Here is a 13,016-nt window from a genome sequence, read left to right as displayed (position 1 = left end):
CTCTCATATGTCTACTTAATTTTCAACCTGACTAAATTAGTTAGAATGGCCCTATACTTCCATAACAGCCAGCAAGTCGCTACGGATATTAATGCAAGTAAGATAGAAACCGGCATAGCCTTATCATAAGCAAAAACAGGTTCGCTAATTTCATATGTTGGTGCTTGCTCAATAATGTCTCTTCGTTTTGACAATACAACAGAAATATTTTCATATTGTACGCTTGCAGAGCTATTAACAATAAATCTCTTGATATCATTTATTTTTATTTCTGGGTTGATATCTTTTTCATATACTGCAAGTACAGAAATATGAATTGGTAAAGCAGTTTTACCACTATCGCCATTATCAACATCGTAACTAACATGTACTCTCGAAGAAATAATGCCATCCATAATTTTGAGAGATTGCTCTAACCGCTGCTCAATAGCAGAATATAGCCTTGCTTTTTCCGCTCGTGGAGATGAAACGAGTGCATCTGCAGGGAACATCTGCGATATTTGAATATCAGGCTTACCCGGTAGATTGTAGATTTTTAGCCAATCCACCGCAGAAGCAAAATCCGTTGGTTCGACAAATATTGAAAATCCTGTTTTGCCTTAATCCTTCTTTTCAGCATTAATATTATGTCTTTGTAAAACAGCAAGGACATCATTAGCTTGCTGTTGATCAAGATGGTTCAATAATTCCTGCTGCTTGCAGCCGCACAACAGCAGGATAAACAATAATAATGATATATATTTCATGAGCGGGTCAACGTCTCAACTGCAGCGACAATCTTTCTTGCTAATGTTCCACCAATGAAACCTCGACATTATAATTAAGCACATGATCCTGCAAGACTAATAATTTTTCAGGAGTTAACCCCTCTTTATCAGACCTTAATGCTTGTAACGCATTTTGCTGCCAATTTTCAGTTTGTACAGCATAGTTGGCAAAAGCGGAGATTATTTTATCATCCGGGTTGTCAAGATTGAGAACCCGGTCATTTAAATCAATCACTTTCGCTTGCTGTATTTCATGAGCAGTTGATTGCTCAGCTCTATCAATAGGTGGCATATTGCTTACTGACATAATAAAATCCTTATCCAGTTTAGCGGAAGTTTTGTATGATTGCTGAATCAAGATCTTTATACGCTTTTACAACGTTAGATTGCGCATTTCGATATAATGTATACTCAGCTAATGCACTTTGATATTCGGCAAGAAATTTCGTGTCGGAGGGATTGGTTGGCTAAATCCTCCAACGCTTTTTCAACTTGCTGGTTCAGATCATCAACGCCCTGATCAAATTGATTGCTGATATCCATAATATAACCATTCCAATCTGCCATAAGTCCTCCTCAATTATTCCTGAAATGTCCAGTTGCTACCTTGAGACTTCTCGAATCGGTTATCTCCGTAGCTAAATGAACTATTATTTGTGTCCTGATTTTTCAAATTCACATTAAATCTTACATATTGTTTACCCCATTGTTTATAATATTCGTCAACATAGTTATTAATTTTATTTAATTCACTGTCACTTAACGTACCAATGATATTGAAATACACATTGTTAGCTGTTTTATATTTTTCATAAGAAAGACCTATCGCTGACAACGTTTCAATAGCCTGACTTTCCAATACATTATCATCTAATACCGCAATACTTATATTGCTGGCATATGGCATAGTTTGCAGTAATCCTTTAATAAGATTATCGATTAGTTGCTGTGTGATAGCGTTCCGTTGCTTACTCACTGTCAATCTTAGATTACTGGCATCTAATAGTTGAAGTTTAAAATATTGTAAATCAGGGAAATTATCAGCAAGCCATGAAAAAATTCGTATCGATTCATCATCAGGATTTATCACCCGTACTGGCTTTCCTGGTTGATTTTTTTCCAGTGCTTGTTTGACCCAGACTGCTTCATCCAAAATATTGGTATTAATATAGATAACATGATCTCTACCATATAAAACTTCATAATTCCTGTTTTTGTTTACAAGAATTTTATCGATATGTCTCAGCTGCGGATCATTACTAGCATTAACAATATAAAAAGCAATAAAAATGATAGCAAAAAGAAAAAAAAAGCATTACATACTTAAACAGCTTACTGCTAAAGAAATGTTGTTTTGTAGAAATAATGTTATTTTCAATAATGCCTGGCAATGAATACTGCCAAACTTCATTTTTTTCTTTTACAGCAAATTTGAGACCTAAAACTTCTATTTGCTGATTCAATGTTAACGTTCTATCTTCAGGTTCTTGTGCTGTTAATTCTCTGAATGTTACTACCAGATCAGGGTCGGTAGTAATTATTATCTCAAAACTACCTGTAAGCTCGCCATAAGGAACGACTATTGTGTTTTCTGGTAACTCAGAAAAAGCATCACTTCTTCCTAACGAAACATCATTACCAATGATAACAAGTAGACGCCCATTAAGTATTTCATACTCGCATCCATTCAATGGTCCGCTCAACAAACGAATGGCATAAGATTCCAATAAGTCTTGTGATAAGAATTTATCATTATTTTCCATGAATACCACCCGCTAATTCCATAAGCTCTAGTTTAGAGTAGTGTAACAAGACGGAAATTTCATGACCAAATTATGATGACACAGAATAAAAAAATTATAATTTCGAGAACTATTTTAAATGCCTCTATGCATAACTTTATTTACAATTTAAGGTATAAACCCTATTCCCTCAATGTTAAGCAAATATAACAATCACTCTTATTTTAAATTTTACACGTAATATTTACCCTAAATGATTTTAGAGTACAGGTGGGCATATGCAAGTCTTTTCCAGTGATGTCTACTTCACTGTAGGCACTAATGCATTATTAGCATCCCAAAAAGAATATTACAGCGATTTAGTTGCGTTGGTTGATCTTGGACATTCGTTCGTTGTTATTGATGAGCATCAACATCGAAATCTCAAACCAAATACAGAACCTGTAAACATCCTTTTGAGCAACAATTTCATCAGGATCAATAAGAATATTACATTATCTGATTTAACGCATTTCCTGGTTTCAAATCTTCATACACAAAATGTGTATTCCACACAAGAACCACTTACCCATGATGAGATAGATATCCTGCGGTTATGTGTTTCTTACTCGTTAAAACAAATAGCCATTATTAAAGGAATTGATTATAAAACAATATCATATCACAAAATAAGAGCTCTAAATAAACTTAACATAAAAGGTACTGTTTAGTTGTTTATAGCACTCTGTGAATGGGATAAACATTATTTTAAACTCCAATCTTGCGTAAGAGAAAGTTGATATGTCATTAGTAGGATATAATAGTAACATCATAATAACCATCGCGCTGATATCGTTGCTCTCTGCATGCACCAGAGAAAATTCATTAAAGGAGAATCAAAATAAAAGAAGTGGCGAATCCCAAGCGATAGTAGATGCAAGACAGTTCTTTAGCGAACACCCGGAATATATATCATCAGCAGAACTGGAGCAAAAGCTATATCGCGAATTTGCACAGGTTACTACAGTTCCAGCTTATAAAGAGATGAGTATGTATCAATTGCTTATCATTTCACAAGATCGTTTAACTCATTAAATAAGGATCTACACGCTTTTTGCGTGTAGATTCTTATAAATTTCTGACTACGACAGATGTTTAATTTTTTAAATTATCGTCTTTATTCTCGATTTTTGTGTCTTCACCCTCAATGAATTTATCTTCTGAAGAGAGCTGTTCATCTTGAACAGGTTGCCCAGCATTCTCCACATCTTCAAGCCACAGCAGAAGACGTAATATTTCATCTATATTTTCGAAGCTAACATAATCGTAGCGACGATGGGTAGCATAATTTTTTCGTGCTAATTTTTTATCTGTGATAATTGGTATTCCGATTTCCTTTGCATATTTCCTTACGCCTAAGGCCACCTCATTAGTTACTCTTACAGAAATCAATGGAATAGGTGAAAGATGTGGCTTAAAGTATATCCCTATTGCAATGTGAGTAGGGTTGGAAATCATCAAACGACTATTACTGACATCAGACTTCAATTGCTCAGAAAGAATTTCCTGATGCGCTCTCTGCGTTTAGACTTAATTTCTGGATTTCCTTCTTGCTCCTTGTATTCTCTTTTAACTTCTTGTTTATCCATTTTCATATCTTTCATAAATAAAAAATATTCAGCGATAAAATCAAAAATTAAGACAATTATCATACTGCCGAGACAATACAGTATGAGAAGGAATAGCATCTCTCCCCAATCTGATAATAAAGATATGATATCTCCATCAAGAGTTTTAAAAAGCAGTGATTTATGATTACTCCAAAATACTTTGATCGCCAATGCAAAAAAAACAATATAAAGAATTGCTTTAACAAATTCTTTTACGGTTTTTAAGCCAAATATACGCTTTAAGCCATTTACTGGATTCAATGAATCAAACTTAAATTTAACAGCTTCAGTTGCTAATTGCATTTTACTTTGAAACCAGGAGACAAGTATTGTTGTGAACATGCAAACCAGCAAAAAAGGAATGTTCGTTTTCAACCAACCAACCCCCATAGCTTTAAAATAGTCCCAAATATCTGGTTTAGCGTTATGATCAAGGATGTATTCAAGAATCGACATAATGTGATGCACATCAAAAACATATCCGAGATATAAAGTACCCACAAGCATTATTACAGAGATGGTTAAGTCTCTACTTTTTAGAATTTGCCCTTTTTTAGAAGCATCCTGGAGTTTCTTTTGTGTTGGCTTTTCAGTTTTATTGGCCATGAAACACTCTATTTCTCAATGTATAGTTGCAATTGTTCTGGGAAAAAGGATAACGGCATTACTCGTTCAGCCAGTATTGGGGCAAAATAAATAATTAATATTAAAAATGCCAGCGCACTTTTGACAGTCAGTGAAATGGCAAAAGCATTTAGTTGTGAAGCATAACATGCCAGCAATCCCAGGACAGCCTCACCGCCCAGCATAACGGCAATCACGGGGCTTGCGTAAACGATAGTATGAGTCATTATGTTATTAATATATGAGAATAAAGGCTCTAATTTAGGAAAATTAAAATTGCCTGAAGGCCATAAATTATAACTTTGCCAAAGAGTTTCCAGAATAAAGTTCATTCCACCTTTAGTAAGATAAACCGCAGCAGAGAAAAGGTTAAATAATCTTGCTAATTCCGAGGTATCGACACCTGTAGCCGGATCCAAAGTACTACTTAATGTTGCACCGCGTTGGTTATCGATAAAGCTACCTATAGCAAGGAACATCCAAAACGGGGATGCTAATAAGCATGCAATAAACAGCCCTATGATAATTTCTCTGGCAGCGAACAAAGCAATATCGATTTCATTTAAGTTCAATAATTCATAGTGGTAATGCTGAACTAATGCACATGATACCACTATTATTATTGGGTGACGAACTACTGTTGGTATATTCCCACTGGCGAAAAATGGTAACAAATAGAAAGTTGGTGCCAATCGGCAAAAACCGAGCGCTGTAGCAGCCAGCAGACTATGCAACTGATAGAGTATCGCCTCCCCCATGCTATCCTCTCGCGAATGCTAAATTCAGCATTTCGATACCAAATGAATATAATTTTTCACCATACCACCCGCTCATTAAAAAAAAGCAAATACTTACGCACAATAATTTCACGCCAAATGGCAACGTCTGTTCTTGCAACTGCGTTACCGTTTGAAAAAGCCCTACCAATAAACCAACAAATGTCGCAACTGCAATAGGTCCTGCAGACATAACTAAAATCAGATACAGCGCCCTATTCCCCGCAAAAACAATATCGTCCATATTTTTTCCTCAGGGATTAATGGATAGGTCAAAATATTGTAAAATGAGCCCTTTTGATAACATTGTCCAACCGTCCATCGCGACAAACAAAATTAATTTTATCGGTGTAGATATGGTTACCGGACTCATCATCATCATACCTAACGTTAACAGAACGCTGGATATAACCAGATCCACTACGACAAAGGGTAAATAGATATAAAAACCTATAATAAATGCACTTTTTATCTCACTCAATGCATATGCGGGCAGTAACGAGAAAATTGAAATATTATCATCATCGATTATCTCTTCATTGTCTTCAGAACTATTCACCTTCTGAATCTTTTCAAAAAAGCTAACCAACTCAGGTTCAGAATATTTTATCAAATATGATTTATAACCACTCATGCCTGTCTCAACAAAATTAACAACCGATGCTACATTATTGAATGAAAGATTCTCATTCTGACTGTTATTATATATTTCCTTCCCAACCGGCATCATTACGAACATTGACAATAGCAAAGCAACCCCATTAAGTGTCATATTTGATGGCACTTGCTGAAGTCCCAGCGCGTTTCGGACAATAACAAAAACAATCGAGAATTTAATAAAACATGTCCCGGATGCTATTATAAACGGCAATAGTGTAAATAATGATAATATCGCTATCAGCGAAATGCTATTTGACATTATTATTCCCTGATAACCAAGAATGAATTTCTACGCCCAATTTATCATCCACTTCAACAAGTTCGCCATAGCCAGTTAGCGCACCATTTACACGTATCTCTATATTTTTCTCAGATTCAGGAAGCAGAGATATTATTCTTTTTGCACAGAGATCGTCTATTTCATATAAATTCATTATTTTCTTACCAAGAACAAACTCAATTTTTACAGGCAACTCTTCAAAACTATTAATCATCTGTTCGTCATTTTCATCATAAATCTCACTCTCGTTTTTTTTGATATCAAAATCATCTGTTTCAAAATCTTCCTCGTACTCAAAATGATCAGCCATTTTTAACTCCTCTGGATAAATTAAATCACAAATTTTTGTATTATAAATAACCGCATAAGCCAAATTATTTGAGATTAATAAAACATCACCAACTTCAATATCAACAAGACTTCTGTAACATGTTTTACTAAATCCAATTACAAAATGAATGGACCAATATAATGATTTTTTGTCTAACACTGGAGCGTTTCCGTATTGGCAGACTGTGACTTTATCTAACCAAAGATTCAATTCCCCTGTTCATATTCTTATTAGTGGTTGAGCAGGGCTCAATACTCCATCAAATACTTTACCTACGTGCAAACGATTATATTTTAGTTCAGGATGCTTTAGATTTAACGGGGAACTGGATAAACTGAGCCATTCCCCTATTAACCTTTCTGTTTCTGGCATTAAAGCCATCCCAGCGAGCTCAGATGAAATTAAGGGAAATATTTCTCCAAGCAATACCCATCCAGACCAGCTGCCACTCTCTTCTGCTATCGGTAACCATTTAGCACTAAATTCGGGCATTAATAATGCAACATCTTCGCCATTTTCTTTCCAATTTTGAAAAGTGGTTTCAAACGTATGAGTGTTTCGATTTACTTTCCTCAGACCGAACATTAACTTTCATCCTTCTGATCGTTTTCGAATTTGCTTTCATTTTCTTGCTCCTCATAAGGCTGATGTCGTTGTCCTTGTCGTTCATCTTGCTCAGTCAATACCCAACGTTGTGCTGTAACTCATTATGAAAACTATTTAATTCCCTCATCATTGATAAGGTTGGACATCTCTTTCAACATGAGAGTCATTGAAGCTTTCGACCAATTTAGCGGAATGATAGGGCTTGGCGCTTCATGCAAAGTTCCCGACTTGTGGATATAGTTATAGCTTTCGGGAAGTGCCATTTCAGGTACACTCCTGCCATTTGCACCAATCATATTCTCGCCTGTTATTTGGGCCAATGATCTATTCATAAATTGCACTGAGTCATTCAAATACTCTTCCTTTCTTGATTCTTTATAAACAATTGCTGCTGATTTTGCATACCATGAGTCAAAAAACCATTCTGCTTCTGTTGATGGAATGAAGCTCTTTTCTCTTTTCGCATGTGAATTTTGATCGGTATCGGTTTTAATATCATTGAACCAAAAATTTGCCGACTGATAATTATCCTTCTCGTATCTTTTTATACCATACGGACCTGCTAGTTTTTTAACTATTTTTAGAACCTGCTCTTTTCTTCTGGTGTTTATCTTTGCAAGATTTGCAGGATAAATAACATTAAGTAAAGCCGCATCGGCTTCTCTGTAATGTTTATCTTTTTCCAGATAACCTGGGGATTCTCCCCCTAAATCAAGCTGTAACGTTATTCTTTCATAACCTTTATCTATGAGGTGGTTCAACCTCGTTGTTGAAAGAGGTTCATCCAGTTCATTGGCTTTAGCTTCGCGTAGTAAATCAGAGACAAAAACAGAGTCTTTCTTCGAGAGTAAGTTCGACAAACGTTCCAGTCCAGAGGTCACCAGTGCAACGGAAGATGTGTTTAATCGGGCATCTTCTTCCCATGCTCCGGAATCTTCCATAACATAGAAATTGGCTTTATCCAGATAAGCAATCAGCAGCGCAACCGATTTTAATCGGTCACCTTTTTGCCAATCTTCAGCGTTAATTGTATCAGTGTCGATTGCTTGTATAAGGAGATCAAGATAAAGACCTAACGCATCATTTTGTTTATGGTTCCACAGCTGCGGCTTGCCTTCTTCCTGCACATCTGCCATCACGGGGGAGTTGCTGTCAAATCGGATATGCACAACATTCATTTGCCCGGGAACTCCATCCAGTCGTTTGGGGTTGCTAATGACGTCCTGCATCCGCTTAATCTGGTCGGGCGTAGACATATAATCCCACAGGGTGAGCAGAACCTTTTTTGCGGCTACACTATTTCCCTGATCTGATACTAATGCCATATAGCCCCATAAACTATCCCTCAGCCAGACAGCATCATAGTGGGTTTCTGCCGCTGTTTTGTCATCTTCGAAAGTAGAAGCAAGAATAAACGTTCCCCAGGGTTTCTCCGTCAACGTTAACTTTCGTGTGTTTTCTGTTAATGTTAGCAATCCTTGAATTTCGTCTTTGGTATAGTGGCTCTTTATTTCATTTTGTAATTTGGCTGAGTGAATCAAAAGACGATAATTAGGATACTTATCTGGATTTAACGATAAATAACTTTTATCTGTTGCTGCCCCCGTGGAATTAAGAATGTTAAATACAGATTCACTCGTCACTTCTGCCCCTGTCGCCTGGCATGTGCCGCACGAAAATATACCAGCGAGCAGAAGAGTTAATGCAGATTTCCCTTTCATAAAATATTCCATCAATCGTTTGTTAAAAGCGTAGATAACCACTTATTTAACAACTTGAAAATAAGGTGTTTTACCTGGGTTGTTACAAAAGGATTGCATTGCGTAAACGCTTTTTATTTACAACAAAATGGGGAAGTATTACGGCGATTGCGAAAAGTCTGAAGCGATTGAATTAAGATAATATAGAAAATCAGATACAGCAAAAATGGCAGATTGATCAGGTGAAGATAAATTGGAGCGGGCGAAGGGAATCGAACCCTCGTATAGAGCTTGGGAAGCTCTCGTTCTACCATTGAACTACGCCCGCTTCGAGATGCGTAAGGCATTATAAACCTTACGCTCTCCTTAGCAAGTGCCGCGCTGCTGACTGCTGATTAATTCGCCATCAGCATTTTGGCTTGCTGCCCTGCGGCGGCAAGTAACGTAGCGGATCAATTGCCGTTGCACGGTAACGAATCTGGAAATGCAGGCGAACAGATGCCGCATCCGTGCTCCCCATAGTGGCGATTTTTTGCCCAGCCTTCACGCTTTGCCCATTATTTACCAGCATCGTGTCATTATGGGCGTAAGCCGTAATGTAATCTTCACTGTGTTTAATCATGATGAGATTACCGTAGCCACGCAGCTGGTTGCCCACATACACCACCTTTCCTGCACCCGCGGCGTAAATAGGTGTACCCCGTGGAGCTGAGATATCAATCCCTTTATTGCCGCCATCTGCTGTCGAATACGGCATGATAACTTTCCCTGTCGTTGGCCATAACCAACAACGTTGCCCTACTGGCGGCCAGGAAGATTTCGGTACCGCTGATGACGGTGTAACCGATGCGGTTTTGGTCGTTGATTTGGCGGTTGATTTACGTGTACTACTGCTACTTTTCGCCCCACCCAGTTTTAGTTTCTGACCAACTTCAATGGTGTAAGGGGGGGAAATGCCGTTCAGTCGCGCCAGTTCTTTTACGCTGGTTCCCGTGGTGCGCGAAATACGATATAGCGTATCCCCCCGTTTCACGGTGTAAACGGAGCCGGAATACGTTCCTGTATCGGATGATTTGCTACCCGAACAGCCCGCCAAAAGCAGTCCAACCGATAACAACATCACGATACCCAGAGATTTTTTATTCAGGCGTCCCGCACTCAAAATCTTTCCTCGCTTAAAAAACAAGACGCCTTATCATAGCAGCCAGCCTCTTGATACCCAATCTCTTGCTTCTGGAAAAACGTGGTAATAGAGAAAGAGGTTAATTTCATTTGGCAAAGGGAAGTATCATCAGCAAAATATTCGCTGTAGAGGTATCGAACTTCCTGACTTTTTACCCTATTTCCCATCCTGATGCGTAATAATCCCAATTTATCACATTGATTTTATCGCCACTCATATTGATACGTATCACTGCCCCTATTCAGAGTCCTGTTTCGTATCATATCTGTGTTTTTTTAACGTCATCACACTTCCTACCTCCCCTAACGCTTATCGTCGTTTCTGGCGTAAATCTTGCCTGCTTAGACTAAATCTTTGCCATAAGAACCAAATGTTCAAATCGAGGGGATTTCTATGGAAGCGCGGGAAGCAACCGCTACGGGTGAATCATGCATGCGCGTCGATGCCATTGCTAAGGTCACCGGGCGGGCACGATATACTGACGATTATGTTATGGCGGGCATGTGTTATGCGAAATATGTACGTAGCCCTATCGCACATGGTTATGCCGTAAGTATTAATGATGAACAAGCCAGAAGTTTGCCGGGCGTACTGGCGATTTTTACCTGGGAAGATGTGCCTGATATTCCATTTGCTACTGCTGGGCATGCCTGGACACTTGACGAAAACAAGCGCGATACCGCCGATCGCGCACTGCTAACTCGCCATGTTCGTCATCATGGTGACGCCGTTGCCATCGTCGTGGCCCGCGATGAACTCACGGCAGAAAAAGCGGCGCAATTGGTCAGCATTGAGTGGCAAGAATTACCCGTTATCACCACGCCAGAAGCGGCGCTGGCAGAAGACGCTGCACCAATCCATAACGGTGGCAATTTACTGAAACAAAGCACGATGTCGACGGGTAATGTCCAACAAACAATCGATGCCGCCGACTACCAGGTACAGGGGCACTATCAGACCCCCGTTATTCAACATTGTCACATGGAAAGCGTAACATCGCTGGCGTGGATGGAGGATGACTCGCGAATTACCATCGTTTCCAGCACCCAGATCCCGCACATTGTTCGCCGCGTGGTTGGTCAGGCGCTGGATATTCCCTGGTCATGCGTACGAGTCATCAAACCGTTTGTCGGTGGCGGTTTTGGTAATAAACAGGATGTACTGGAAGAGCCAATGGCGGCATTCCTGACCAGCAAGCTTGGCGGCATTCCGGTGAAAGTTTCCCTTAGCCGTGAAGAGTGTTTCCTCGCAACCCGTACCCGCCACGCTTTTACCATTGACGGGCAAATGGGCGTGAACCGCGACGGAACATTGAAAGGTTATAGTCTGGATGTTCTGTCTAACACCGGCGCTTATGCATCTCACGGGCACTCCATCGCTTCTGCGGGGGGGAATAAAGTCGCTTACCTTTATCCTCGTTGTGCCTACGCTTACAGTTCAAAGACCTGCTATACCAACCTCCCCTCGGCTGGTGCGATGCGTGGTTATGGCGCGCCACAAGTCGTATTTGCCGTTGAGTCTATGCTTGATGACGCCGCGACAGCGTTAGGTATTGATCCTGTTGAAATTCGTTTACGCAACGCCGCCCGCGAAGGAGATGCTAATCCGCTCACGGGCAAACGTATTTACAGCGCAGGGTTGCCGGAGTGTCTTGAAAAAGGCCGGAAAATCTTTGAATGGGAAAAACGCCGTGCAGAATGCCAGAACCAGCAAGGCAATTTGCGCCGCGGCGTTGGCGTCGCCTGTTTTAGCTACACCTCTAACACCTGGCCTGTCGGCGTAGAAATAGCAGGCGCGCGCCTTCTGATGAATCAGGATGGAACCATCAACGTGCAAAGCGGCGCGACGGAAATCGGTCAGGGTGCCGACACCGTCTTCTCGCAAATGGTGGCAGAAACCGTGGGGGTTCCGGTCAGCGACGTTCGCGTTATTTCAACTCAAGATACCGACGTTACGCCGTTCGATCCCGGCGCATTTGCCTCACGCCAGAGCTATGTTGCCGCGCCTGCGCTGCGCAGTGCGGCACTATTATTAAAAGAGAAAATCATCGCTCACGCCGCAGTCATGCTACATCAGTCAGCGATGAATCTGACCCTGATAAAAGGCCATATCGTGCTGGTTGAACGACCGGAAGAGCCGTTAATGTCGTTAAAAGATTTGGCGATGGACGCTTTCTACCACCCTGAACGCGGCGGGCAGCTCTCTGCTGAAAGCTCCATCAAAACCACCACTAACCCACCGGCGTTTGGCTGTACCTTTGTTGATCTGACGGTCGATATTGCGCTGTGCAAAGTCACCATCAACCGCATCCTCAACGTTCATGATTCAGGGCATATTCTTAATCCACTGCTGGCAGAAGGTCAGGTACACGGCGGAATGGGAATGGGCATTGGCTGGGCGCTATTTGAAGAGATGATCATCGATGCTAAAAGCGGCGTGGTCCGTAACCCCAATCTGCTGGATTACAAAATGCCGACCATGCCGGATCTGCCACAACTGGAAAGCGCGTTCGTCGAAATCAATGAGCCGCAATCCGCATACGGACATAAGTCACTGGGTGAGCCACCAATAATTCCTGTTGCCGCTGCTATTCGTAACGCGGTGAAGATGGCTACCGGTGTTGCAATCAATACACTGCCGCTGACGCCAAAACGGTTATATGAAGAGTTCCATCTGGCAGGATTGATTTGAGGATAAC

7 protein-coding genes, 1 tRNA gene and 8 pseudogenes are annotated in these 13,016 nt (G+C 40.3%); 3 read left to right on the top strand and 13 right to left on the bottom strand.

Translation table 11 applies throughout. The features are described from left to right. Positions 1–11: 11 nt before the first annotated feature. The 4 pseudogenes from HGD79_RS20365 to HGD79_RS20350 all read right to left on the bottom strand — a co-directional run bounded on the left by HGD79_RS20365 (position 12) and on the right by HGD79_RS20350 (position 2,530). Positions 12–746, bottom strand: a pseudogene (locus HGD79_RS20365) (EscJ/YscJ/HrcJ family type III secretion inner membrane ring protein). Continuing rightward, positions 743–1,074 (bottom strand): annotated as a pseudogene (sctI, locus tag HGD79_RS20360) (type III secretion system inner rod subunit SctI). Before sctI ends, HGD79_RS20365 begins: the two co-directional pseudogenes overlap by 4 nt. A gap of 19 nt (positions 1,075–1,093) precedes the next feature. Beyond that, a pseudogene (locus HGD79_RS20355) lies at positions 1,094–1,334 on the bottom strand (type III secretion system needle complex protein). A 13-nt stretch (positions 1,335–1,347) separates the two neighbouring features. Then, a pseudogene (locus tag HGD79_RS20350) lies at positions 1,348–2,530 on the bottom strand (PrgH/EprH family type III secretion apparatus protein). A gap of 257 nt (positions 2,531–2,787) precedes the next feature. Here HGD79_RS20350 and HGD79_RS20345 point away from each other — a divergent pair. Beyond that, positions 2,788–3,288 (top strand): annotated as a pseudogene (locus HGD79_RS20345) (LuxR C-terminal-related transcriptional regulator). A 1-nt stretch (position 3,289) separates the two neighbouring features. Then, positions 3,290–3,583 (top strand): invasion protein, encoded by a 294-nt coding sequence (locus HGD79_RS20340; protein ID WP_000060558.1) that lies wholly within the window; start codon positions 3,290–3,292, stop codon positions 3,581–3,583. Positions 3,584–3,643: 60 nt separating this feature from the next. Here HGD79_RS20340 and HGD79_RS20330 read toward each other — a convergent pair. The 9 genes and pseudogenes from HGD79_RS20330 to actS form a co-directional block, all read right to left on the bottom strand. Beyond that, positions 3,644–4,764: pseudogene (locus tag HGD79_RS20330) on the bottom strand (EscU/YscU/HrcU family type III secretion system export apparatus switch protein). A gap of 8 nt (positions 4,765–4,772) precedes the next feature. Continuing rightward, positions 4,773–5,540: a type III secretion system export apparatus subunit SctT gene (gene sctT, locus HGD79_RS20325; protein ID WP_000503294.1), complete on the bottom strand. Its 768-nt coding sequence runs from the start codon at positions 5,538–5,540 to the stop codon at positions 4,773–4,775. A 1-nt stretch (position 5,541) separates the two neighbouring features. Beyond that, the gene (locus tag HGD79_RS20320; RefSeq protein ID WP_000341004.1) at positions 5,542–5,802 is read right to left on the bottom strand and encodes an EscS/YscS/HrcS family type III secretion system export apparatus protein; all 261 of its coding nucleotides are present in this window, start codon (positions 5,800–5,802) and stop codon (positions 5,542–5,544) included. A gap of 9 nt (positions 5,803–5,811) precedes the next feature. Beyond that, positions 5,812–6,477, bottom strand: a complete 666-nt coding sequence (locus HGD79_RS20315) for an EscR/YscR/HrcR family type III secretion system export apparatus protein (RefSeq protein WP_000071534.1) — start codon at positions 6,475–6,477, stop codon at positions 5,812–5,814. Continuing rightward, positions 6,467–7,454: pseudogene (locus tag HGD79_RS20310) on the bottom strand (YscQ/HrcQ family type III secretion apparatus protein). The gene HGD79_RS20315 and the pseudogene HGD79_RS20310 overlap by 11 nt, the downstream one beginning before the upstream one ends. Beyond that, positions 7,414–7,533, bottom strand: a pseudogene (locus HGD79_RS26990) (type III secretion protein); the annotation flags it as partial. The pseudogenes HGD79_RS26990 and HGD79_RS20310, both read right to left, overlap by 41 nt. A 12-nt stretch (positions 7,534–7,545) precedes the next feature. Further along, a complete protein-coding gene (locus HGD79_RS20305; RefSeq protein WP_000676929.1) occupies positions 7,546–9,156 on the bottom strand; it encodes a glycoside hydrolase family 15 protein in 1,611 nt (536 codons plus the stop codon). A 233-nt stretch (positions 9,157–9,389) separates the two neighbouring features. Beyond that, a tRNA-Gly gene (locus HGD79_RS20300) sits at positions 9,390–9,463 on the bottom strand. 78 nt (positions 9,464–9,541) lie between these two features. Next, positions 9,542–10,297 (bottom strand): amidase activator ActS, encoded by a 756-nt coding sequence (actS, locus tag HGD79_RS20295; RefSeq protein ID WP_001272558.1) that lies wholly within the window; start codon positions 10,295–10,297, stop codon positions 9,542–9,544. Between the two features lie 414 nt (positions 10,298–10,711). Between actS and xdhA the strand changes: the two genes are divergently transcribed. After that, a complete protein-coding gene (xdhA, locus tag HGD79_RS20290; RefSeq protein WP_000388150.1) occupies positions 10,712–13,009 on the top strand; it encodes a xanthine dehydrogenase molybdenum-binding subunit XdhA in 2,298 nt (765 codons plus the stop codon). The last annotated feature ends 7 nt before the right edge of the window (positions 13,010–13,016 follow it).

The organism is Escherichia sp. SCLE84 (assembly GCF_012584495.1).
GTDB lineage: Bacteria > Pseudomonadota > Gammaproteobacteria > Enterobacterales > Enterobacteriaceae > ECMA0423.
The sequence above is the reverse complement of the archived record's forward strand: the minus strand, read 5'-3'. Positions and strand labels throughout refer to the sequence as shown.